The sequence below is a fragment of the Streptomyces sp. C1-1 genome, assembly GCF_050214755.1.
Taxonomy (GTDB): Bacteria; Actinomycetota; Actinomycetes; order Streptomycetales; family Streptomycetaceae; genus Streptomyces.
The window spans coordinates 5,214,908-5,236,024 of sequence record NZ_CP189826.1 but is presented as its reverse complement, the minus strand read 5'-3'; the positions used below and the strand labels follow the sequence as shown (position 1 = coordinate 5,236,024).

At 71.5% G+C, this 21,117-nt stretch carries 22 protein-coding genes and 1 tRNA gene; 9 read left to right on the top strand and 14 right to left on the bottom strand.

Annotated features, from left to right (window positions below; translation table 11 throughout):
- Window positions 1–11: 11 nt before the first annotated feature.
- A complete protein-coding gene (locus ACQF4J_RS23915; RefSeq protein WP_351563456.1) occupies window positions 12–596 on the bottom strand; it encodes a TetR family transcriptional regulator in 585 nt (194 codons plus the stop codon).
- Between the two features lie 126 nt (window positions 597–722).
- Here ACQF4J_RS23915 and ACQF4J_RS23910 point away from each other — a divergent pair, with 126 nt between their 5' ends.
- Window positions 723–1,925 (top strand): MFS transporter, encoded by a 1,203-nt coding sequence (locus ACQF4J_RS23910; RefSeq protein WP_351563454.1) that lies wholly within the window; start codon window positions 723–725, stop codon window positions 1,923–1,925.
- 160 nt (window positions 1,926–2,085) lie between these two features.
- Here ACQF4J_RS23910 and ACQF4J_RS23905 read toward each other — a convergent pair whose 3' ends face one another.
- The 6 genes from ACQF4J_RS23905 to ACQF4J_RS23880 form a co-directional block, all read right to left on the bottom strand.
- Window positions 2,086–3,765, bottom strand: a complete 1,680-nt coding sequence (locus tag ACQF4J_RS23905; protein WP_351563452.1) for a long-chain fatty acid--CoA ligase — start codon at window positions 3,763–3,765, stop codon at window positions 2,086–2,088.
- 120 nt (window positions 3,766–3,885) lie between these two features.
- A complete protein-coding gene (locus tag ACQF4J_RS23900) occupies window positions 3,886–4,443 on the bottom strand; it encodes a SigE family RNA polymerase sigma factor (RefSeq protein WP_351563450.1) in 558 nt (185 codons plus the stop codon).
- Window positions 4,444–4,613: 170 nt separating this feature from the next.
- Window positions 4,614–5,780 carry a lipid-transfer protein gene (locus ACQF4J_RS23895; protein ID WP_427166780.1) on the bottom strand — a complete coding sequence of 389 codons (1,167 nt, stop codon included), beginning with the start codon at window positions 5,778–5,780 and terminating at the stop codon, window positions 4,614–4,616.
- On the bottom strand, window positions 5,777–6,202 hold the full coding sequence (locus ACQF4J_RS23890) for a MaoC family dehydratase (protein WP_427166779.1): 426 nt from the start codon (window positions 6,200–6,202) through the stop codon (window positions 5,777–5,779). Before ACQF4J_RS23890 ends, ACQF4J_RS23895 begins: the two co-directional genes overlap by 4 nt.
- Window positions 6,203–6,233: 31 nt before the next feature.
- The gene (locus ACQF4J_RS23885; protein ID WP_427166778.1) at window positions 6,234–7,136 is read right to left on the bottom strand and encodes a bifunctional MaoC family dehydratase N-terminal/OB-fold nucleic acid binding domain-containing protein; all 903 of its coding nucleotides are present in this window, start codon (window positions 7,134–7,136) and stop codon (window positions 6,234–6,236) included.
- 227 nt (window positions 7,137–7,363) lie between these two features.
- Window positions 7,364–7,675 carry a hypothetical protein gene (locus ACQF4J_RS23880; RefSeq protein WP_351563442.1) on the bottom strand — a complete coding sequence of 104 codons (312 nt, stop codon included), beginning with the start codon at window positions 7,673–7,675 and terminating at the stop codon, window positions 7,364–7,366.
- Between the two features lie 358 nt (window positions 7,676–8,033).
- On the opposite strand from ACQF4J_RS23880, the gene ACQF4J_RS23875 reads away from it, so the two are divergent.
- Both ACQF4J_RS23875 and ACQF4J_RS23870 read left to right on the top strand, forming a co-directional pair.
- Complete coding sequence (locus ACQF4J_RS23875; RefSeq protein ID WP_427166777.1) at window positions 8,034–8,903, top strand: bifunctional DNA primase/polymerase; 870 nt, start codon at window positions 8,034–8,036, stop codon at window positions 8,901–8,903.
- A 118-nt stretch (window positions 8,904–9,021) separates the two neighbouring features.
- A complete protein-coding gene (locus tag ACQF4J_RS23870) occupies window positions 9,022–9,480 on the top strand; it encodes a hypothetical protein (protein ID WP_351563438.1) in 459 nt (152 codons plus the stop codon).
- Here the strand turns inward: ACQF4J_RS23870 and ACQF4J_RS23865 are convergent.
- From ACQF4J_RS23865 to ACQF4J_RS23855, 3 genes are read right to left on the bottom strand one after another with little or no spacing between them, the layout of a single operon-like run.
- Complete coding sequence (locus tag ACQF4J_RS23865; protein ID WP_427166776.1) at window positions 9,468–9,971, bottom strand: hypothetical protein; 504 nt, start codon at window positions 9,969–9,971, stop codon at window positions 9,468–9,470. The genes ACQF4J_RS23870 and ACQF4J_RS23865 overlap by 13 nt on opposite strands.
- 58 nt (window positions 9,972–10,029) lie before the next feature.
- On the bottom strand, window positions 10,030–10,194 hold the full coding sequence (locus tag ACQF4J_RS23860; protein ID WP_427166775.1) for a zinc-binding dehydrogenase: 165 nt from the start codon (window positions 10,192–10,194) through the stop codon (window positions 10,030–10,032).
- Between the two features lie 44 nt (window positions 10,195–10,238).
- The gene (locus ACQF4J_RS23855; RefSeq protein ID WP_351563432.1) at window positions 10,239–10,451 is read right to left on the bottom strand and encodes a hypothetical protein; all 213 of its coding nucleotides are present in this window, start codon (window positions 10,449–10,451) and stop codon (window positions 10,239–10,241) included.
- A 138-nt stretch (window positions 10,452–10,589) separates the two neighbouring features.
- Between ACQF4J_RS23855 and ACQF4J_RS23850 the strand changes: the two genes are divergently transcribed.
- Window positions 10,590–10,928 carry a YciI family protein gene (locus ACQF4J_RS23850; protein WP_427166774.1) on the top strand — a complete coding sequence of 113 codons (339 nt, stop codon included), beginning with the start codon at window positions 10,590–10,592 and terminating at the stop codon, window positions 10,926–10,928.
- A 276-nt stretch (window positions 10,929–11,204) separates the two neighbouring features.
- On the opposite strand, the gene ACQF4J_RS23845 is transcribed toward ACQF4J_RS23850, so the two are convergent.
- Window positions 11,205–11,291, bottom strand: a tRNA-Ser gene (locus tag ACQF4J_RS23845).
- A 109-nt stretch (window positions 11,292–11,400) separates the two neighbouring features.
- Window positions 11,401–12,879, bottom strand: a complete 1,479-nt coding sequence (locus ACQF4J_RS23840; RefSeq protein WP_351802238.1) for a S1C family serine protease — start codon at window positions 12,877–12,879, stop codon at window positions 11,401–11,403.
- Window positions 12,880–13,135: 256 nt separating this feature from the next.
- On the opposite strand from ACQF4J_RS23840, the gene ACQF4J_RS23835 reads away from it, so the two are divergent.
- The 3 genes from ACQF4J_RS23835 (at window position 13,136) to ACQF4J_RS23825 (ending at window position 15,866) form a co-directional block, all read left to right on the top strand.
- Window positions 13,136–13,963, top strand: a complete 828-nt coding sequence (locus ACQF4J_RS23835; protein ID WP_351563426.1) for a glycerophosphodiester phosphodiesterase — start codon at window positions 13,136–13,138, stop codon at window positions 13,961–13,963.
- Between the two features lie 146 nt (window positions 13,964–14,109).
- A complete protein-coding gene (locus ACQF4J_RS23830; RefSeq protein WP_351563424.1) occupies window positions 14,110–14,757 on the top strand; it encodes an ATP-binding protein in 648 nt (215 codons plus the stop codon).
- Window positions 14,758–14,876: 119 nt separating this feature from the next.
- Window positions 14,877–15,866 (top strand): DUF5926 family protein, encoded by a 990-nt coding sequence (locus tag ACQF4J_RS23825; RefSeq protein WP_351802240.1) that lies wholly within the window; start codon window positions 14,877–14,879, stop codon window positions 15,864–15,866.
- Window positions 15,867–16,110: 244 nt separating this feature from the next.
- Here ACQF4J_RS23825 and ACQF4J_RS23820 read toward each other — a convergent pair whose 3' ends face one another.
- Window positions 16,111–16,731: a hypothetical protein gene (locus ACQF4J_RS23820; protein WP_351563420.1), complete on the bottom strand. Its 621-nt coding sequence runs from the start codon at window positions 16,729–16,731 to the stop codon at window positions 16,111–16,113.
- A 56-nt stretch (window positions 16,732–16,787) separates the two neighbouring features.
- Window positions 16,788–17,453 carry a bifunctional DNA primase/polymerase gene (locus ACQF4J_RS23815; RefSeq protein WP_351563418.1) on the bottom strand — a complete coding sequence of 222 codons (666 nt, stop codon included), beginning with the start codon at window positions 17,451–17,453 and terminating at the stop codon, window positions 16,788–16,790.
- A 494-nt stretch (window positions 17,454–17,947) separates the two neighbouring features.
- On the opposite strand from ACQF4J_RS23815, the gene ACQF4J_RS23810 reads away from it, so the two are divergent.
- Together ACQF4J_RS23810 and ACQF4J_RS23805 are read left to right on the top strand one after the other, a co-directional pair.
- Window positions 17,948–19,459, top strand: coding sequence for a PP2C family protein-serine/threonine phosphatase (locus ACQF4J_RS23810; RefSeq protein ID WP_351563416.1), 1,512 nt, complete (start codon window positions 17,948–17,950; stop codon window positions 19,457–19,459).
- Between the two features lie 116 nt (window positions 19,460–19,575).
- Entirely contained in the window at window positions 19,576–21,066 is a 1,491-nt protein-coding gene (locus tag ACQF4J_RS23805) for an aminopeptidase P family protein (RefSeq protein WP_351563414.1), read from the top strand.
- Window positions 21,067–21,117: the final 51 nt, after the last annotated feature.

Genomic DNA, 21,117 nt, shown 5'->3' with positions numbered 1-21,117 from the left:
GCCGCCGGCGGTCACTTCGCGACCATCCGTCGCGCCGCCTCCTTCACGGAGGCGCGCAGGCGGTCGCGGTCGGTGGCCTCGGCGCCGACCAGGATGCGCCTCATCTGCGGGACGACCGCGGCCCAGTTGGCCACGGCGATCAGCAGGAACAGCAGGTCGCGGGGCGGGATGGCGTCGGTGACGACGCCGCGCGCCTGGCCGTCCTCCAGGGTGGCGACCTTGCGGCGGTAGTGCTCCTGGCGTTCGGCCTCGTCGGGGAGTTCGGCGGTGGCGCCGTACTCCAGGCCCTCCCAGAAGAGCAGGCGCAACACCTCGGGGTGCTGCTCGTGGTAGTCCATCAGGCGGTCGATCCAGCCCTCGACGTCGTCCGGGTCGACGGGGACGGCGACGGCCAGGTCGAGCATGACCTTCCCCAGCACCTGCGTGAACAGCTCGGCCTTGTTGCCGAAGTAGGCGTAGATCAGCTGCTTGTTGGCCTTGGCCTCGGCCGCGATGCGGTCGATGCGGGCGCCCGCGATGCCGTGCCGGGCGAACTCGGCGACCGCCGCCTCGAAGATCCGGGCCCTGGTGGCCTCGGGGTCCCTCACTGCTGCCATGAGGACAGGGTAGCGGGCAAGTAACCAACCATTTGGTTGACAGGGAATCGAACCGCGTCCCAGACTGTTCTCCATTCCAACCAACCAGTTAGTTGCTAGAGCTGGCTCGAAGGAGTCCGTCCGCCCATGTCGTCCACCACCACCGCCCGAGCCCGCACCACAGCCCCCCGACGCCCCGCCGACGGCCTGGCCGGTCGCCTGCTGCTTCCCCTCATCGCCCTGTGCACCGCCGTCACGGCCGCCAACATCTACCTCGCGGCCCCGCTGCTTCCCCTCATCGCCCGCGACTTCGGTTCCACCCCGTCGGCGGTGGCCTGGATCGCCTCGGTCGCGCAGTTCGGCTACGCGGCCGGCCTGCTCTTCTTCGCCCCGCTCGGCGACAGCGTCAGCCGGCGCCGCCTGGTGGCCGTCCTGTCGGTCGTCACCACGGCGGCCCTGATCGCCGGCGCCACGGCCGCCGGGACCACCGCGCTCGCCGCGGCCGTCCTGATCGCCTCAGCGGCCACCGTGGTCCCGCAGCTCCTGGTCCCGCTCGTCGCCCAGCGCGCTCCCGCCGACCGGCGCGCCCGCCATGTCGCGGCCGTCATCGCGGGCCTGTTCACCGGAATCGTCGCGGCCCGGGTGCTCGGCGGGCTGGTCGGGCAGGCCTTCGGATGGCGGACGGTGTTCGTCGGCGCGGCGGTGCTGACGGCCGTGCTGGGCCTGGCCACCGCGGCCGTCCTGCCCACGGAGAGCCGCAACCGTCGGGGGTCGCTGTTCGCCGGGCTGCTGGCCATGCCCTCGGTGGTCCGCCGCTCGCCCGACCTGTGGCGCGCCTGCGTCCGACAGGCGGGGATGTACGGTGCCTGGAGCGCCCTGTGGACCTCGCTCGCCCTGCTGCTGACGGGCGGTTCCTACGGCTACTCCACCGCCACTGCCGGCCTCTTCGGGCTCTTCGGGCTCGCGGCCAGCGTGGTGGCGCCCCTGGCGGGCGGACTGGTGGACCGGTTCGGCGCCGCCAGGGTCGTACGGTCCGCGTATCTCCTCGCGGCCGTCTCCGTCCCCCTCTTCTGGCTGGGCGGGCAGGCGCTCGTGGCGCTGTTCGCGGCGGCGATCGCCATCCACGCGGCCCTGGTCGCCTCGCACGTCGCCAACCAGACCCTGGCCCTGACGACGACGTCCACGCCGGCCACCGCCAACAGCGCCTACGTGGTCGCGGGCTTCGCGGGCGGCGCCACCGCCTCGGCCCTCGCGGGCCTCGCCTTCAGCCACTGGGGCTGGGGCGGGGTGTGCGCGGTGGCGGGGGTGTGGCTGCTGCTGGGCTGGACCACGACGGCCGTACGCCGGTGACCACGACCGCCGTACGCCGGTGACCACGACCGCCGTACGCCGGTGACCACGACGGCCATACGCCGGTGACCGCCACGGTTCGACGGCGGTGCAGGTGCGCGTCGGGCGGGGCTCCTCGGGAGTCCCGCCCGACGCGTCCGTCTGTCCGCTCCTCGGCGTGTCAGAGGCGGGTGATGTCCAGGCCCCCCTCGGCGTACCGCCTGCGCAGCACCTTCTTGTCGAACTTGCCCACGCTCGTCTTCGGCACCGCCTCGACGATCGTCCAGCGCTCCGGGAGCTGCCACTTGGCGATCTTGCAGGCGTCGGATGCGAGGAAGGCGCGCAGGGTCTCGAAGTCGGCGGTGGAGCCCTCCTTCAACACGACCGTGGCGAGCGGGCGTTCGCCCCACTTCTCGTCCGGTACGGCGACCACCGCGGCCTCGGTGACGTCCGGGTGGGACATCAGCGCGTTCTCCAGCTCGACGGAGGAGATCCACTCGCCGCCGGACTTGATGACGTCCTTGGCGCGGTCGGTGAGGGTGAGGAAGCCGTCGGCGGAGATGGTGCCGACGTCGCCGGTCTTCAGCCAGCCGTCCTCGCTGAACTTGTCGGCGGGGCGCAGGGGTTCGGCGTCGGGGCCGTTGTAGTAGGCGCCGGCGATCCAGGGGCCGCGGACCTCCAGCTCGCCGGCCGACTCGCCGTCCCAGGGGAGGCGTTCGCCGCCGGGTCCGGTGAGGCGGGCCTCGACGGAGGCGGGGAAGCGGCCCTGGGTGAGGCGGTAGGCGAACTCCTCCTCGGTGCCGACCGCGTGGGCCGGCGGGCGGGCGACCGTGCCCAGCGGGGAGGTCTCCGTCATGCCCCAGGCGTGGCAGACCCGCATGCCCAGCTCGTCGAAGGCCTTCATGAGGGAGGGCGGGCAGGCCGAGCCTCCGATGGTGACCTGGACGAGGGAGGAGACGTCCCGCGGCTTGGCGGTCAGCTCGGCGAGGAGCCCCTGCCAGATGGTAGGGACGGCGGCCGCGTGGGTCGGCTTCTCGCCCTCGATCATCTCGGCGAGGGGCGCGGGCTGCAGGAAGCGGTCCGGCATCAGCATGTTGACGCCGGTCATGAAGGTCGCGTGCGGCAGGCCCCAGGCGTTCACGTGGAACTGCGGGACCACGACCAGGGAGATGTCCTGGTCGGTCAGCCCCATCGACTGGGTCATGTTGACCTGCATCGAGTGCAGGTAGATGGAACGGTGGCTGTAGACCACGCCCTTGGGGTCGCCCGTGGTGCCGGAGGTGTAGCACATGGAGGCGGCCGTGCGTTCGTCGAGCTCGGGCCAGTCGAAGGTGCGCGGCCGGTCCGCGATCAGTTCCTCGTACTCGTGCACCCGGGCGTGGGCGCCCGCGAGCACGGACCGGTCACCGGGACCTGAGACCACGATGTGCTCGAGCGTCGGCAGCTTGTCCAGCAGCGGCGCGAGCAGCGGCAGCAGGGAACCGTTGACGATCACGACCTTGTCGGCCGCGTGGTTGACGATCCAGACCAGCTGCTCGGGCGGCAGCCGGAGGTTCAGGGTGTGCAGGACCGCGCCCATGGAGGGGATCGCGAAGTACGCCTCGACGTGCTCGGCGTTGTTCCACATGAGGGTCGCCACACGGTCGTCGCCGGCCACTCCGAGCTCGTCGCGCAGGGCGTGCGCCAGCTGCGCCGTGCGCTCCCCGATCTCGGCGAAGGAACGGCGGTGCGGTTCGCCCTCCCCGGTCCATGTGGTCACCTGTGAGGTGCCGTGGACCCGCGACCCATGGGTCAGGATCCTCGAGATCAGCAGCGGTACGTCCTGCATGGTGCTCAGCACGGCGTCCTCCCGGGGCGACATTGCCTACGCGGTAGTAAGGGGCTCGCGCTGATTCTGCGCACATACCAAGCGGTATGTCACTAGCTGCCGGTGATCGATCAGGTCACGGTGGCGGAAACCGACGGATCGAGGATGCCCGCCCTACCGCACGAGGCCCAGCTCAGGGTCCTCGCGGAGCTTGCCGAGCGCACGCGAGACCGCCGACTTCACCGTCCCCACCGACACCCCGAGCACCTCGGCCGTCTGGACCTCGCTGAGGTCCTCGTAGTACCTGAGGACGACCATCGCACGCTGCCGGTCGGGGAGCTTCATGATCGCCCGCCACATCGCGTCGTGCAGGGCCTGCTGCTCGGCAGGGTCGTCCCCGCCGGGCACCGGCTCCGGCTCGGGCAGCTCCTCGCACACGAACTCGTCGACCTTGCGCTTGCGCCACTGCGAGGTGCGCGTGTTCACCAGGGCCCGGCGCACATAGCCGTCCAGCGCCCGGTGGTCCTCGATCCGCTCCCAGGCGACGTAGGTCTTGGCGAGCGCGGTCTGCAGCAGGTCCTCCGCGTCACTCGGGTTCGCGGTGAGCGACCGGGCGGTGCGCAGCAGCACCGGCTGCCGGGCCCTGACGTACGACGAGAACGACGGGTACGGCAGAGTCTGCGTCGCCGGGACGGCGGCGGTCGAAGCGCTGGTGCAGACGGGTGTGGTCATGACTCCACGCTATGAGCGGGTGCACCTCCCGCTCATCGGCCGCAGGTCCCGAAGCCGAGTCCGCCTCAGGTTGTAGGGGTGGGGCCGGCTCCACCTCCTGAAGGTGGACGAGCGGGTGGGGGCTACTGCGGGATGACCCCTGCGGGCAGGCCGGAGGGACGGTACCGAACTCACCCGTCCGCCGTCAGGACCAGGCCCGACGTCGGAACGCCGGTACCCGCGGTGACCAGGACCCTTCCCGCGTCCGGCACCCGGTTCACGGCCGTCCCGCGCACCTGCCGTACGCCCTCCGCTATCCCGTTCATCCCGTGGAGGTACGCCTCCCCGAGCTGTCCCCCGTGCGTGTTGATCGGCAACACCGCCCGGGCGACGAAATCGGCCGCCTCACCCCTCCCGCAGAACCCGAACTCCTCCAGCTGCATCAGGACGAACGGCGTGAAGTGGTCGTACAGGATCGCCACGTCCACGTCGGCCGGCGTCAGCCCGGAGGTGCGCCACAGCTGCCGCGCGACCACGCCCATCTCCGGCAGGCCGGTCAGGTCGTCGCGGTAGAAGCTCGTCATCTGCTCCTGGCCGCGCCCCGCGCCCTGGGCGGCCGCCGCGATCACCGCCGGCCGGTTCGGCAGGTCGCGGGCGCGCTCCACCGACGTGACGACGACGGCCTGGCCGCCGTCGGTCTCCTGACAACAGTCCAGGAGTCTGAGCGGCTCGACGATCCAGCGCGAGGCGGCGTGGTCGGCGAGGGTGATCGGGCGGCCGTGGAAGTAGGCCGCCGGATTTGTCGCCGCGTACTTCCGGTCGACCACGGCCACCTGCCCGAACGCCTCCGGCGTCAGCCCGTGCACGTGCAGATAGCGCTGGGCCGCCATCGCCACCCAGGACGCCGGGGTGAGCAGCCCGAACGGCAGCGCCCAGCCGAGCGCCGCGCCCTCAGCCGACGGTTCGCGGTGCTGGACCCCGGAGCCGAACCTGCGGCCCGAGCGCTCGTTGAACGCCCGGTAGCAGACGACCACCTCCGCCACGCCGGCGGCGACGGCGAGCGCCGCCTGCTGGACGGTCGCGCAGGCCGCCCCGCCGCCGTAGTGGACGCGGGAGAAGAAGGACAGCTCGCCGATCCCGGCCGCCTGGGCGACGGTGATCTCCGGGCTGGTGTCCATCGTGAACGTGACCATGCCGTCCACGTCGGCGGGGCTCAGCCCGGCGTCGTCCAGCGCGGCCCGCACCGCCTCCACGGCCAGCCGCAGCTCACTGCGCCCCGAGTCCTTGGAGAACGCCGTGGCCCCGATGCCGACGATCGCCGCGCGGCCGCCGAGGGTGTCGCGGGTGCGCACGCTCATGCGGCACCCCCCGACGGCGCCTGGGGCGGCACGGTGACCGTCACCGTGCCCGTGACGTGGTCGCCGATGCCGTTGGCGCCGACCACGCGGACCGTCGCCGTGTCGCCGTCGACCCGCTCGACCGTCCCCCTCAGCACCATGGTGTCGCCGGGGTGGTTGGGTGCGCCGAGCCGGATGGCGACCCTGCGGAGCACGGCCGTCGGGCCGAAGTGGTCGGTGATGTAGCGGCCGACCAGGCCGTTGGTGGTCAGGATGTTCATGAAGATGTCCGGGGAGCCCTTCCGCCGGGCCAGTTCGGGGTCGTGGTGCACGTCCTGGTAGTCGCGGGAGGCGATGGCGCCGGCCACGATCAGGGTGCGGGTGACGGGGATCTCCAGCGGCGGGAGCTCGTCACCGGTGCGCCATCGGACGTCCTGCCTCATCGGTCGCCGCTCCCTCATCGGTCCTGCTCCCTCATACGGGCTCCTCCAGGGCGCGGAAGACGGGCAGCGTCAACTCGTCGTCGTAGGAGTGGAATTCGAGCCGGACCGGCAGGCCCGTGCGCACCTTGTCGCAGGGCGGTCCCACGACGTTGCTGATCATGCGGACGCCTTCGGCGAGTTCGACGAGGGCGACGGCGTACGGGGGATCGAAGGCCGGGAAGGGCGGGTGGTGCATGACGACGTAGGAGTAGATCGTCCCCTCGCCGCTCGCCTCGACCGTGTCCCAGTCCGGGCAGCCGCAGTGGTTGCAGCCGGGCAGCCAGGGGAAGCGGAGTGTGCCGCAGCCGGTGCAGCGCTGGATGAGCAGGCGGTGTTCGGCGACGCCTGCCCAGAAGCCGGCGTTGTCGCGGTTGACGACCGGGCGGGGGCGGGGAGGCGGCTTGCGGGGGCGCGGCGCGGGGGCGTACTTGAGGACGCGGAAGCGGTGGGTGCCGACCAGGTCGGGACCCACGTGGACGTTCGTGCGCGTCGTGACGAAGTACCCCGTGCCCAGCTTGGTCGTCTTCCGGTCCGACACCGACTCGATCACCGAGTCGAAGGTGACCTCGTCGCCGGGGCGCAGGGGACGCAGGTACTCCTGCTCGCAGTCGGTGGCGACGATCGAGGTGCAGCCCGCCTCGTCGAGCGTGGCGGACAGCTCGTCGTACGCCTTCGAGTGACCGCCGTGGCCGGAGAGGCCGCCCATGATCCAGGCCTGGAGCATGGTGGGCGGGGCCACGGCGTCCGGGCCCGTGTACGCGGGGTTCGTGTCGCCCATCGCCTCGCACCAGTGCCGGATCATGGGCAGGTTGACGGGGTCCTTGCCCGTACCGGCGACGGTGGCGGCCCGTCCCTCGTAGGCCTTCAGCCGTGCGCCCAGCTCGTCCTCGCCCACTGTCGTCCCCTCGCTGCCTGAGAGGTTTCTGACTGTCCGTCAGATCTGATGTGGTGTCAAGGTTGCCGATCCGGTGGGGCGTCAAGGTTGCCGATCCGGTGCGGCGTCAAGGTTGCTTCCCCGCATACGGAAACGCCTGCGCGGCGGCGCCGAAGCACCGCCGCACAGACATGTTCCCCCCACGTGAGCACACCACCGGACCCTCCCCCCGGGTCAGGGCCGCCGGCTCACCACAGGTGGCCGAAGCGGATCGCGACGTTCTCGTTCCCCTGCTGGATGGCCGTGAACGCGGAGCCCTTGACCTGCGCGGTGTTGCTCTGGTTCGAGGCGCCGGAGCCGACCGCGTTCTGCTGCGTGGTGGACGAGTTGCCGTGGTTGTCGTGGCCGACGCCGCTGCCGACGACGCTCGCCACGCCCGCGTTCGATCCGTCGTCCGCGAAGGCGCCGTTGTCCGCCGCCGCGACGCCCGCGAACAGCGCGGCCGCCAGCGGAAGGGCGGAGACGCCGGCGATGACGCGGGCGGTACGGATGCTTGCCATGTTCTTCCTCCAGAACCCGGCTTCCTTGCCGGAAGTACGTCAGGTACGTCAAGTACGGCTGCTGCCAGGGGAGTTGGCCGACCACCCCGGCGGTTGTGCACGACGTCGCGAGACCAGAGTTGCCCACCGAATCCCTGGCGAACCACCCCGGAAGCACTGATTCCCACTCAAGTGCTACGACAAGTCGATAAACCCCCTTCGCTGCTTCGCTTCCCGGAGCGGGGCGATACGGGCGACTCGAATCCATGGCGCACAAGGGGCGAAGCGTTACGGCAGATTTCCGGCCAGTTCCCCGCCCTTCGGCGCGTCGAGGCCGACTCCCCTTCCTTTTTTCGAACGTACGTACGAACATAGAGGCATGGCCACCACCGACCGGCAGGCCACGACGCTGGCCCTCGCACACGCCCTGTCAGCCGCCGAGCGCGGACTGGCCGTCATCCCCCTGTCCCGCACGAAGCTTCCGGCCCTGCGTTCCTCCCACCGCGACGACCCCGACCCCAGGCAGTGCCACGGCGAGTGCGGCCGCCTCGGCCACGGGGTGTACGACGCCTCGGCCGACCCGGCGCGCATCCGCGAACTGTTCGCCGCGGCCCCCTGGGCGACGGGCTACGGCATCGCCTGCGGCCTGCCGCCCCACCACCTGATCGGCATCGACCTCGACACCAAGTCCGGCACCGACTCCTCGGCGGCCCTGCGCGAACTGGCCCTGCGTCACCTCTTCACGATCCCCGACACCGTCGTCGTGCTCACCCCCAGCGGCGGCCGCCACCTCTGGCTGACCGGGCCGCCCGACACCGCCGTCCCCAACTCCGCCGGCCGTCTGGCCCCCGGCATCGACATCCGTGGTGCCGGCGGCTACCTCGTCGGCCCCGGCTCCCGCACCGACCACGGCGTCTACACCGCCGCTCCCGGCACCGCCCACCTCGCCCCGGCCGCCTGCCCGCCGGCCCTGCTGCGGCTGCTCCTGCCGCCTCCGCGCCCCACCCACCCCGCGACCCACCCCTCGGCCGGCGACCACGGCCAGGGCCTGGTCCAGTTCGTCCTCGCCGCCCACGAGGGCCAGCGCAACACCCGCCTGTTCTGGGCCGCCTGCCGCGCCTACGAGAACGGCATCGGCCCCGCCCTCGTCGCCCCCCTGGTCGACGCGGCACTCGACACCGGCCTGTCCGAACGGGAGGCCCGCGCGACGATCGCTTCGGCGGCCCGGATGACGGGGCATCGGGCCTGACACAACGGCTCGTCCGGACCTCTTCCGGGCGGCAAGGAAACACCTCGTCCGGAGCTCTGGGCGACGCGGAACCACCTCGTCCGGACTCCTGGGCGGCACGGAAAACACAAGGACCTCGATGCACCACCGCCCTAGAGTGCGGATCATGTCGCTGACCCGCGTGATCCTCACTTCCGGCCGCTCCGTCGACCTCACCGAGCTGCGGCTGTCGTCGACGTACGGCGGCCTGCTCGAGGGCTACCCCTGCAAGCCGGTCAACGACATGCGCGTCAAGAGCCTGCTGCACACCGCCGAACGGGCCTTCCCCACCGGCCCGATCCACTTCGTCGCGCCCCCGCGCGAGTATCCCGACCAGTACGCGGGAGCCTTCGGCCCGGTGGAGATCCTGCCGCCGGTGGCCTGCGTCGGCTCCTTCCGCTCCGGCCCCCTCGACCCCGCGCACGACCCGGTCCTGTACCGCTCGGGGCTCACGGTCGTCTGGTTCCAGCCGACGACCCAGGTCCCGTACGAGTGCGAGGCGGCGGCGGAGCTGCGGGAGCTGGACTGGACGGAGCTGGCCCGGGACTACGAGCTCTGACGCACCTTGTCGACGCGCCAGGCGATCATCCCGGTGGCCCCTTGGCCGCCCCGCACGTCGATCCTGGTCCCGGCCGCCTGCACCGCGAAGCGCGCGGAGACCGGTACGCCGTCGCAGGTCACCCGTTGGGCGGGCGCCGTGCGGGCCGGTACGAACCCGACCTGGACGGTTCCGCGGCCCGCGCAGGCCATGGTGACGCGGTAACCGCTGCCGCGGGGAAGGCCGAGCTCGTCCTGGAAGCCGTCCGACACACGATCCAGGCCGGACACCAGCGGGGCGTCGGCCGAGGTCGCGGCGAGGCCGGCCCGGGCCGCCGCCGCAAGCCTCTTCTCCCCTTGGACACCCACGGACGTCGAACGCCCGGGCGCGGATTCGGAGCCCCCAGGGGCCGCGCCGCCCCCTCCTCCCGAGTCGCACGCGGTGAGGAACAGAGCCGGTACGAGCGCGAGGGCGCAGGTCAGGAGTGCGATACGGGGACGCTCGGTTGTCATGTCCTCAAAGACAGCCGCAGCGGCGGAATCGTTCCCGCCGTTCGCTCACGGCTCTCGCTCACGGCACGAGGACGATCTTGTCGGTGGTGCGCTTGGCCTCGATCGCGCGGTGGGCCTCGGCGGCCTCGGCCAAGGGATACGTCTCCTGGACGTCGACCCGCAGCCGGCCCGCTTCGATGCGACGATGGCATGCATTCGGGCGGGCACCAGCACTCCTCGACATGGGAGATCACGGGTCACGCGGTGCTTTCCCCTCCCGCCCGTCGCTCAGTCGGCCCTGCGCTCCGCGATCTCCTGTACGACCACTCCCATGCAGTTCAGGCCCACGGCCAGGCAGGTGACCGTGGTCCACGACTCTCCCATCCAGTGGTGCGACCCCACTGCGGCGGCGCCCAGCGGGAGCAGCCCCAGGCCGAACCGCATCCCGCGACGCCCCCAGGGCGACCGTGCCCGCCCGGCCGTCGGCCGTTCATTCGTCATGCCCGAATCAAACCAGCCGGGCACGCAACACAGGCAAGGGGGAGGTGCGGGACGACCGATGAGAACCCGACGCGGGGTCCGTCTTACTGAAAGCAGCGGCGAAGCGGACAGGCGTCGCTGAACAAGGAGGCGAACACGATGGCGCGGTACCTGATCTCGTTCGACGACGGATCGATGAACTTCCCCGAGGAGGACCTCCCGGCGGTCGGCGAGGCGGCCCACCGTGTGGTCCAGGAGGCCAAGGAGGCGGGAGTCTGGATCTTCGGCGCCGGACTGGAGCGTCAGCGGGCGAGCATCGTGGCCACCGACGGCACCGTCACGGACGGACCGTTCCCCGAGACCAAAGCGGTCGTCGGCGGCTTCTCGATCCTCGAGGTCCCCTCCCGCGAGGACGCGCTGAGATGGGCCGCGAGGATCGCCGAGGCCTGCCGGTGCGCACAGGAGGTACGCGAGATCATGTACGACCCCGAAAGCTGACCACCCGGCCTCGCAGCGCGATTGGGCATGCGGTGATGGAGGCGGCGCAGACCGTCTGGCGACAGCACGGGGAGGAGGGGTATCGGAAGAAGTGGATGCGGCACCCGTTCCCCGTCTCCTCCTTGCAGGACCTCCAACGTCTGCATCTGCGAGACGACGAGTGCCAGATGGAACATGACCTGCTGCCATAGCCGCGGCAACTGTCCCAGCGTCCGGGCAAGAGAGCGGCCCCCGACCGTCAACCCAGGTCAGGGGCCGTTCTCACTGCTCATCGCGCGGAGGCGGTGGGATTTGAACCCACGGTGACATCGCTGCCACGACGGTTTTCAAGACCGTTCCCTTCGGCCGCTCGGGCACGCCTCCCCGCGCCGCCGGTGAGCGGCGGCGCGGGGACAAGAGTAACGGGTTGGCACGCGCGCGCGTGGGGCACATGTCGCGAACCCGGGGAGGTACGCGCGCGTGGGTCGGTGGGTCAGCTGTCGCCCGTGCGGGCGCCCAGGGTGAGCTGGACCGTGTGGGTCTTGCCGCCCCGCTCGTAGGTGATCGTGACCGTGTCGCCGGGCTTGTGGGTCCAGATCTCGCCGATCAGGGTGGGGCCGGAGTCGATCACCCTGTCGTCCAGCTTGGTGATGACGTCGCCCGGCTTCAGGCCGGCCTTGGCGGCCGGGCCGCCGGACTCCACCGAGGAGGAGCCCCCGGTGCCCGACTCGGTGATCTTCGCGCCGTTGGTGGAGTCCTCCAGGGAGACGGAGGCACCGATCTTGGCGTACACCGGCTTGCCGGTCTTGATCAGCTGCTGGGCGACGTACTTGGCCTGGTTGATCGGGATGGCGAAGCCGAGGCCGATCGAGCCGGACTGGCTGGAGCCGCCCAGGCCGCCGCTGCCGGTGGACTGGATGGCCGAGTTGATGCCGATGACATTGCCCTGGGCGTCCAGCAGCGGTCCGCCGGAGTTGCCCGGGTTGATCGAGGCGTCCGTCTGCAGGGCGCTCATGTAGGAGGCGTTGGAGCCGGTGCCGTCGCTGGAGGCGACGGGGCGGTTCTTGGCGCTGATGATGCCGGTCGTCACCGTGTTGGACAGGCCGAAGGGCGCGCCGATGGCGATCGTGGAGTCGCCGACGGCCACCTTGTCGGAGTCGCCCAGCGTCAGGGGCTTGAGATCCGACGGCGGGTTCTTGAGCTTGATGACCGCCACGTCGTAGCCCTGCGCGTGGCCGACGACCTCGGCGTTGTACTTCCTGCCGTTCGGGAAGGTCGCCGTCAGCTTGCCGCCGTCGAGGGCGTCCGCGACGACGTGGTTGTTGGTGACGATGTGGCCCTGAGTGTCGAAGACGAAGCCGGTTCCGGTGCCGCCCTCGCCGCTGTTGGACTCGGCCTCGATGGTGACCGTGCTGGGCAGCGCCCGGGCGGCCACGCCCGCGACCGTGCCGGCGTCCCGCTTCACCGCGCCGCCGCTGGTGGAGGCGGAGACGGTGGTGGAGCCGGAGTTGTCGTCGTTGTTCTTGGCCAGCGTGTAGCCGAGGCCGCCGCCCAGGCCGCCGGCGACCAGAGCGGCCACCAGGATCGCGGCGACGAGACCGCCGCGGCCGGACTTGGGCTTCGGCGAGGGCTGCGGCTCGTACGAGGAGCCCCAGCCCGAGTTGGAGCCGCCGCCGCCGTCCGCGTACGAGGGGGTCGCGGGCGGCGGGGGCGGCCAGGAGCTGTCCGGGGCCGATCCCCCGGGCCCCTGCTGGGCACCGCCGGACCCCGCCGAGGCGTATGCGGGGGCGTGGCCCGCGTGCACCGGGTGCTGTTCCGGAGCGCCGGGGGCGCTCGGGGGCACCGGCGGGAGCGGGGCCGTACGCTCGCTCCCCTCAGGGGTGGCAGGTGCCGAGGGAGCGGGAGCGTCCACCGGCACGGGGGGTGCAGACGGGGCCGGGGGTACCGCGGTGCCCTCGTTCTCGGTGCTCACAGCTTCTCTCCTCGATCCACGGCTGTTCTTCTCGGTCGCACTCGGTCACGCCCGTTCTCGTTGTCGACGGTCCGGCGCGCTGCAGCTGTGCATGTCCTTTTGTATGCCGTCAGCTTTTCCCATGAGCCGTCAGGGCACCATAAGCGGTGCCTGTGGGTCCGGGGCCATTCTTTATATAGGCCATGACGCGCAAAAGGGACGCAATCTCTGCTCCTCCGATCGCACGACTACCCCCTCGCGGTGGCACCATGACGCGGTGACCCACGCACGGCAGCACACGATCAAGGTCGTCGCCCACCGCGGAGCCTCCGAGGAGGCCCCGGAACACACCCTGGCCGCGTACAAGAAGGCGATCGAGGACGGTGCCGACGCCCTCGAATGCGATGTGCGCCTGACGGCCGACGGACATCTCGTCTGCGTCCACGACCGCCGCGTCAACCGCACCTCCAACGGCCGCGGCGCGGTCTCGGCGCTGGAGCTCGCCGAGCTCGCCACCCTGGACTTCGGCTCCCGCAGGACGCGCGAGTTCTTCCGCACGCGCGACGAGGAACCCGACTGGGAGTACCTCCCCGATGGCCCCGAGCACACCTCCGTACTCACCCTGGAGCGACTGCTGGAGCTGGTCGCGGACGCGGGGCGGCGCGTGGAGCTGGCCATCGAGACGAAGCATCCGACGCGCTGGGCCGGACAGGTGGAGGAGCGGCTGCTGATGCTCCTGAAGCGGTTCGGCCTGGACGCCCCCGCGACCGCGGCCGACTCCCCGGTGCGCGTGATGAGCTTCTCCGCGCGCTCACTGCATCGCGTGCGTGCCGCGTCGCCGGTCCTGCCGACGGTCTATCTGCTGCAGTTCGTCTCGCCGCGGCTGCGCGACGGACGGCTCCCGGCGGGTGTCCGGATCGCCGGCCCCTCCATCCGCATCGTGCGCAACCAGCCGACGTACATCGAGCGGCTCAAGCGGGCCGGCCACCAGGTGCACGTATGGACCGTGAACGAGCCGGAGGACGTCGACCTCTGCGTCGAGCTGGGCGTCGACGCCATCATCACCAACCGGCCGCGCGCGGTGCTGCGCCAACTCGACCGTTGACGGTGTGTCACTGGTAAAGACCTGTGAAGAACTCTTGACCCTTCCACCCCTTTGGCACCATCCTCCGTTTCCGGACACCGTCGAAAACCAGCCACACGACTACGGGGAGTGCTCCGGCGCGTTCGTTCCGTATTCGATCGTTTCGAATGCGTCACTGCGCGTGCATTGGCCGGTTTCCGGTACAGGCCAATGGGGCATCCACACCGTGGCGTGGGGCAAAGGAGGTCTCGGGGGTGGCGTTGGTGGTGGCACAGGAGGTGCCCACGTCGTCGAGCATGGCCGTACCCCATGGCCCTGCGGGCGTGGGGGAGGCGAGACACCGTATGCGCGAGCAACTGCGCAGGGGTGGTGTCTCGGAGGCGGTCATCGACGATGCCGTACTGATTCTTTCCGAACTCTTGAGCAATGCGTGCAAACACGGTCGGCCCCTGGGCGACGCCCTGGCCGGGGACGGTGACGTCCGCGCGGCCTGGCGCGTCGACCGCGGCGGCCGGCTCACGGTGGAGGTCACGGACGGTGGCGGGCCCACCCGACCGGCTCCGGCCACACCCTCGGTCACCGCGCACGGCGGCCGCGGCCTGAACATCATCACCGCGCTGGCCGACGACTGGGGTGTGCGGGACGACGCCCGCGGCGAGGTCACCGTCTGGGTCGTGGTCCACGAGGACGTTCATGATCCCGATGCCGGGCACCGCCGCGACGGCTTCGCTACGCGCGTCACCGCGCCGACGGTGTCCCGGATCCCGGCGATGCCGAGCCTGGACTTCGCGGACGCGTTCGACGACCTGGACTAGCGCGCCACCGCCGGGCGTCGCCGCGGGCGCGGCGTGCTCGTCCACAGGGTCCCGTCACGCATGGCGTGAACGGCTAGGCTCCCGCCGTACAGACGAGCCGTAATCGGGAGACACCCACGATGGCCAAGAAGCGACCCCCAACGAAGGCCAAGCAGCCCCAGAACACCGGCGCGGCCCGCGCCGCAGTCGCTGACGGGGACGTTCCGGTCGTCGGCGCGCGCGAACCCTGCCCCTGTGGCAGCGGCCGCCGTTACAAGGCCTGCCACGGAAGGGCCGCCGCGCAGGCGGTGACCGAGCTGGTGCAGCGCCCCTTCGAGGGGCTGCCCGGGGAGTGCGACTGGGTGGCGCTGCGCGAGCTGGTGCCCGCGGCCACGGTCGAGCTGACCCTGAAGGACGGCCTCCCCGAGGACGTCCCGTCGGTCACGCTCGCGACGGTGCTGCCGATGGCCTGGCCGGCGCTGCGCCGCGACGACGGCTCGGTGCTGCTCGGCCTGCAGAACGACACGGCGTCGGGCGACATCAGCCGCGACCTCGCCGACACCCTCCAGCGCGCGCTGGCCGCCGAGCCGGGCACGCCGGTCGAGGGCCGGCGCGCTCCCGCGCAGTCCCCGCGGCTGCAGGATCTGCTGGATCCCGAAGGCGCGTTCGAGCCAGTTGTGCACGAGGGTTTCGAGTTCTGGGTGCCGGACGCGGAGAACGCGACGCCCGAGGTGACCGCCTCCCTGGAGCGGGCCAACGCCGCGGCGATCCCGACCGTGAAGCTGACCGGCGTGGACGCGGCGTACTGGTGCCGTACGCCGGACAAGAACCACCTGCGCTGGGTCATGCCGCATCCGGAGGAGCGGCTTCTGGACGCCCTCGCGCGCCTGCACGCGGCGGGCCGCTCGCACCTCGGTGAAGGCACCCGCCTCGTGGGTTCCTTCCGGGCTCACGGGCTCATCGTGCCGGTCTGGGACCTGCCGAGCGCGGTCACGGCGGAGGACATCGAGAAGCCGGCCGCCGAGTTCGCCGAGCGGCTCGCGGCCGCCCTCGCCTCGGACGCGCCGCTGACCGCCGACGAGCGTCGCGCGCGCGGCGGTCTCACCAACCGGCAGGTCACGCTCAGTTGACGGGCCGTGACGACAGCGGTCTCGGCTGACCGACCGGTCAGCCGAGGCGGCTCGTCCGCATGTGGTGGCTCCGCTCACAAGTCCCGCCGGGATCACGCAAATACGTGACCGGAAAGCCCGGATCGAATTTGCGAACCGCCGATCTCTTGTTACCGTTCCAGTAGCCCGGTTGCTGGTGCATCCCCCGTCGCCAGCAACCGGGTCTTTTCATGTCCGCGGCTCCCTTACGGAATGCCCTCCTCCGTCAACTGCCCATCGCGGGCTCGGAGTTGCTCCCCGACCGCAGCAGCAGCGGACCGCTCGCGCGCTTCGCCGCGAACTCCGCGACCGCCGTGTAGGCGTCCGGCGTCCCCCGGGTCCGCTCCCGGGGCGTCTCGCACATCCCCGGCTCGTCCTCGACGCCCACCGCGCAGTTCGTCTGCACGGTGCGTCCGCCCGGTCCCATGAGGCTCAGTACGGCGGCCAGGGCGTCTCCGGTGGTGTTGCGGTAGTAGGTGCGCGCCCAGGTCTCATCGCCCTGCGTGAGCACACAGGTCTGCGCCTCGATGCCGTCCGCCGAGGTGAGGGAGGGGCCGCAGTGGGCGGCGGTGGCCAGGCCCAGACCGAGCAGCAGGGGAGAGCCGGAGGGTTCGGCGGAGGGCGCCTTGGCGTCACCGGGGGGCGGTGAGGAAGGGACGGGCCGGCGCGCGGGGGCTCGTACGACGGCACTGCCCTTGTCGCCCGCCGGCCCCGCCGACGCCACGGCCAGCGGCAGCACGACCGCCGCCACCACGACGCCCGTCAGGGCGAGCAGGCGGATCCTTCGGGGGTCTCGCCCGCTGCGGAGCGGCTGTGGGGCCCTGTGTCCCCCGGAATGACGCGGCATAAGGCGGAAGATAACGACCACGCGCGCGCGTGCCGCCCCGCGCGCGCCGGACACCCCTACAACTCGGGCGCGCTCACACCCGTACGAGTGAGGACCTCGACCGCGGCGTCGGCCACGGGCTCGACGTCGGGGACCCAGGGGGAGGCGGAGCCGGGGAGCGGGGCGCGCTCCCAGCGGATGCCGCCCTCGCCGGTCTCCGCCGGTGGCAGGGCGAGGTAGCCGCCCTCGCCGTGGAAGCGCAGGGAGCCGGGGACGCAGTCCTTGGCGTAGAGCAGTTCGCCCAACTGCTCCAGGGTGTAGGGCTTGACGAGGATCGCCCAGCGGCTGGGCGAGGCCACGACCGGGCCGAGGCGCATGCCCATGCGGTCGAGGGCGGCGAGCGTGTGCGCGGCGGCCAGGGCCGGCAGGCTGACGGCGCAGGGCGCCTTGCCGCCGGTGGCCAGGATGATCGGCGCGGTGGGCCGGTTGGTCCACCACCAGCGCACCATGCGCGGGTCGGTGGTGGCCGCGAGGAGGCCGGGGTCGAAGGGATGCGCGCCGGGCACCGTGCACTCCGGGTCCGGGCAGGCGCAGCGGGAACGCCCCTGCGGGTCCGGTGCCACGCCCGGGAGTACGGGCCACTGCCATTCCGTCGCGCAGATCAGGGCCGCGCTGATCAACTCAGGCCTTCCGTCGCTGCGCTGGGACAGGAGCCTGCGTCGCCTTCCGAGGATCTCGCGCATGAGCGCTCGTTCCTTTCCGTTGCACCGCTGGCAACACCGTGGGCCACATCACATAATGTGTCGATCACTTCACTGTGCGTACCTGTTGGCGCATCACACCCCTGCCGGAGGCAAGGGGAACCCCTATGGGCCGAGCATTGGCTGCTTCCGCGGCAGCCGCGCCACCCATACTGCGTCTATCAAAAGCATGGGCCTGGCGGGGGGTGGCGAAGTCTGGCGTTTTGCGTTCCGCGTATTTCTCTTCGCCTCCGCCACGGGAGGATGGGGCACGGTCGTCGGTGGATAGGACGCCCGGTTCGGTCACCAGGTTCCGGGTGGCTGTCAACCACCCCTGGCCTTCTCCGAGTACGTACCCATCACGACCGCTGTGACGCTCTGTGGAGCAAGCCCAGTCGACCGCAATACCCCGTTACCCGAGGCTGTTTTAGGCCAACTTCGCTCAACGGCCCACCCTACCCCGGTTACCCACGGACACCAGGAATCCCGGCAGGACAATGCTGGACATCCCCTCACGAGTGCGTGTACATGTGGAGACACTGCTAGCGGCGCAGAATGACATGGGGGTTTGCGATGCTTTTGAGCAATACGCACCGGTCGGAAAGCCGGACGCCATGAACGCCCCTCACCCTCCGAAAGTGGCTGGAATCGATTCAACGGTTCCCTCGCCCGCACACACTGTCGCGCCCGCGCCGACCACCTCGGGTACCTCACCGGTCCCCCCGCCAAACGCACCCGGAGCACTGCTTCAGGACCGCCTCGCGGGCTGGGTCTCGGACCTCACGACACTCCACGAACTCACCGAACGACTGACCCGCACGGACGTGCTCGCCGAGGCCCTGACCGAACTGCTGCGCGCCGGAGCCGCCCTGGTGGGCGCCCGGCGCGGTCTCGTCGTACTGGAACCGGGCGACGGGCTCGGCCCCGACACGACGATCGGCCTGGGTCTGGCCCGCGCCGACCTCGGACACATCGAGACCGTGCCGCGCAGCGCGATGTCCTACGGCCGCATCCTCGACGGACTCCCGGGCGCCGACGGCGAGATCGCCGAGCCCGACCTGCTCTCCGAGGACGGCCTCGACCCCCGCCACCGCGAGGTGGCCGCCCGCCTCGGCTACGCCGCGTGCTACGCCCTCCCCCTGACCGCCGAGCACGGCGGACGTGTCGGCGCCGCCGTCTGGCTGTACGACGAGCCCGCGGAGCCGGCCGAGCGGCAGCGGCATCTGGTCGGGCTGTACGCCCGTTACGCCGGCGAGCACCTGGCCCGGCTGGTCGAGGTGGAGCGCACGCGCGCGTGCATGGCGACGATGGCCGAGGAGCTGCTGCCGTCCCGGCTCCCCCGCGTCGCCGGCGTCCAGCTCGCCGCCCGGCACCGCACCGGCCCGCGCGGGGGCGGCGACTGGTACGACGCGCTGCCGCTGCCGGACGCGGCCCTCGGGCTCGCGGTCGGCTCGGTCACCGGATCCGGCCCGAGCGCGGTCGCCGCGATGGGGCGGCTGCGCGCCTCCCTGCGCGCGTACGCCGTGATGGAGGGCGAGGATCCGGTCGCCGTCCTGTCCGACCTGGAACTGCTGCTGCGCCTGACCGAACCGGCCCGCTCCGCCACCGCCCTGTTCGCCTACTGCGAGCCCGCGCTGCGCAAGATCACGCTGGCCGGAGCCGGGCACTGCCCGCCGCTGCTGGTCGGCGAGCGGCGCACCGAGTTCGTGGAGACGTCGGTGTCCGCGCCGCTCGGCATGCTCGCCTGCTGGGAGGCGCCCAGCGTGGAGTTCCAGACCGAGCCCGGCGAGACGGTGCTGCTCTACACCGACGGTCTGCTGCACCGCACCGGCGACCCCACCGACCGCGCCTTCGCCCGTCTGCACGCGGCGGCCGCCGGTGTGCCCAGGGCGCTGCGGCAGGACCCGGACGCGATCGCCGACCACGTGCTGCGCACCCTCCTGCCGGACGGGCTGGACGCGGCCGACGGCGAGGAGGACGTCGTCCTGCTGGCGGCGCGCTTCGAGTGAGCCGGGGGCGCGTGTTCCCGTACGCGCGCCGCTGCCCTCGGTAACAGGTCCTTCGCCCCTGAGCCCCCTTCCGTACGACCGTACGATGGAGGGGGTCCAGTGCCGTAACAAGGAGGATGACCGTGGCGGAGGAGCTCTCGGACTCTATGGAATCTGCTGCTACCGCAGCGGGGCCGGAGACCGCTGAAGAAGAGCCGATCAAGCAGCGCAAGAACGGCCTGTACCCGGGCGTGTCCGACGAGCTGGCCGAGAACATGAAGTCCGGCTGGGCCGACACGGAGCTGCGCGACCTGGAGCCGATCGCCCAGGCCGCCGAGACCGCCGCGCGGCGCGCGGCGCTGTCGGCGCGCTTCCCCGGTGAGCGCCTGGTGATCCCCGCGGGCAACCTGAAGACCCGCTCGAACGACACGGACTACCCCTTCCGGGCCTCCGTCGAGTACGCGTACCTCACCGGCAACCAGACCGAGGACGGCGTGCTCGTCCTGGAGCCCACCGGCGACGGCCACAAGGAGACGATCTACCTCCTGCCGCGCTCGGACCGGGAGAACGGCGAGTTCTGGCTCTCCGGGCAGGGCGAGCTGTGGGTGGGCCGCCGGCACTCGCTCACCGAGGCCGCGAAGCTGTACGGCATCCCGGCCTCCGACGTGCGCGAGCTGGCCGACGCGCTCCGCGAGGCGACCGGCCCGGTGCGGGTCGTACGCGGCTACGACGCCGGGATCGAGGCGGCCCTGACCGACAAGGTCACCGCCGAGCGCGACGAGGAACTGCGGGTGTTCCTGTCCGAGGCGCGCCTGGTGAAGGACGACTTCGAGGTCGGCGAGCTGCAGAAGGCCGTCGACTCGACCGTGCGCGGTTTCGAGGACGTCGTGAAGGTCCTCGACAAGGCGGAGGCGACCTCCGAGCGCTACATCGAGGGCACCTTCTTCCTTCGCGCGCGGGTGGAGGGCAACGACGTCGGCTACGGCACCATCGCCGCCGCCGGCCCGCACGCGTGCACGCTGCACTGGGTGCGCAACGACGGCCCGGTCCGCTCCGGCGACCTGCTGCTGCTCGACGCGGGCGTCGAGACGCACACGTACTACACGGCCGACGTGACGCGCACGCTCCCGGTGAGCGGACGGTTCAGCGAGATCCAGAAGAAGATCTACGACGCCGTGTACGAGGCCCAGGAGGCCGGTATCGCGGCGGTGCGGCCGGGCGCCAAGTACCGGGACTTCCACGACGCCGCGCAGCGCGTGCTCACCGAGAAGCTCGTCGAGTGGGGGCTGGTCGAGGGGCCCGTGGAGCGGGTGCTGGAGCTCGGGCTGCAGCGGCGGTGGACGCTGCACGGCACCGGGCACATGCTCGGCATGGACGTGCACGACTGCGCCGCCGCGCGCGTGGAGTCCTACGTCGACGGGACGCTGGAGCCCGGGATGTGCCTCACCGTCGAGCCCGGGCTGTACTTCCAGGCCGACGACCTGACGGTGCCGCAGGAGTACCGCGGCATCGGCGTCCGCATCGAGGACGACATCCTGGTGACCGAGCACGGCAACCGCAACCTGTCGGCCGGGCTGCCGCGCCGTTCCGACGAGGTCGAGGCCTGGATGGCCTCGCTCAAGGGCTGATACGAGACGGATGGCCGGGTACCTGTGAGGTGCCCGGCCATTGATGTGCCT

Bases quoted from the DNA above. Each gene is read 5' to 3' on its own strand.
- ACQF4J_RS23915 (WP_351563456.1), bottom strand. From the start codon at position 596: ATGGCAGCAGTGAGGGACCCCGAGGCCACCAGGGCCCGGATCTTCGAG.
- ACQF4J_RS23910 (WP_351563454.1), top strand. From the start codon at position 723: ATGTCGTCCACCACCACCGCCCGAGCCCGCACCACAGCCCCCCGACGC.
- ACQF4J_RS23905 (WP_351563452.1), bottom strand. From the start codon at position 3,765: ATGTCGCCCCGGGAGGACGCCGTGCTGAGCACCATGCAGGACGTACCG.
- ACQF4J_RS23900 (WP_351563450.1), bottom strand. From the start codon at position 4,443: ATGACCACACCCGTCTGCACCAGCGCTTCGACCGCCGCCGTCCCGGCG.
- ACQF4J_RS23895 (WP_427166780.1), bottom strand. From the start codon at position 5,780: ATGAGCGTGCGCACCCGCGACACCCTCGGCGGCCGCGCGGCGATCGTC.
- ACQF4J_RS23890 (WP_427166779.1), bottom strand. From the start codon at position 6,202: ATGAGGCAGGACGTCCGATGGCGCACCGGTGACGAGCTCCCGCCGCTG.
- ACQF4J_RS23880 (WP_351563442.1), bottom strand. From the start codon at position 7,675: ATGGCAAGCATCCGTACCGCCCGCGTCATCGCCGGCGTCTCCGCCCTT.
- ACQF4J_RS23875 (WP_427166777.1), top strand. From the start codon at position 8,034: ATGGCCACCACCGACCGGCAGGCCACGACGCTGGCCCTCGCACACGCC.
- ACQF4J_RS23870 (WP_351563438.1), top strand. From the start codon at position 9,022: ATGCACCACCGCCCTAGAGTGCGGATCATGTCGCTGACCCGCGTGATC.
- ACQF4J_RS23865 (WP_427166776.1), bottom strand. From the start codon at position 9,971: ATGACAACCGAGCGTCCCCGTATCGCACTCCTGACCTGCGCCCTCGCG.
- ACQF4J_RS23860 (WP_427166775.1), bottom strand. From the start codon at position 10,194: ATGTCGAGGAGTGCTGGTGCCCGCCCGAATGCATGCCATCGTCGCATC.
- ACQF4J_RS23855 (WP_351563432.1), bottom strand. From the start codon at position 10,451: ATGACGAATGAACGGCCGACGGCCGGGCGGGCACGGTCGCCCTGGGGG.
- ACQF4J_RS23850 (WP_427166774.1), top strand. From the start codon at position 10,590: ATGGCGCGGTACCTGATCTCGTTCGACGACGGATCGATGAACTTCCCC.
- ACQF4J_RS23830 (WP_351563424.1), top strand. From the start codon at position 14,110: ATGCGTCACTGCGCGTGCATTGGCCGGTTTCCGGTACAGGCCAATGGG.
- ACQF4J_RS23825 (WP_351802240.1), top strand. From the start codon at position 14,877: ATGGCCAAGAAGCGACCCCCAACGAAGGCCAAGCAGCCCCAGAACACC.
- ACQF4J_RS23820 (WP_351563420.1), bottom strand. From the start codon at position 16,731: ATGCCGCGTCATTCCGGGGGACACAGGGCCCCACAGCCGCTCCGCAGC.
- ACQF4J_RS23815 (WP_351563418.1), bottom strand. From the start codon at position 17,453: ATGCGCGAGATCCTCGGAAGGCGACGCAGGCTCCTGTCCCAGCGCAGC.
- ACQF4J_RS23810 (WP_351563416.1), top strand. From the start codon at position 17,948: ATGCTGGACATCCCCTCACGAGTGCGTGTACATGTGGAGACACTGCTA.
- ACQF4J_RS23805 (WP_351563414.1), top strand. From the start codon at position 19,576: ATGACCGTGGCGGAGGAGCTCTCGGACTCTATGGAATCTGCTGCTACC.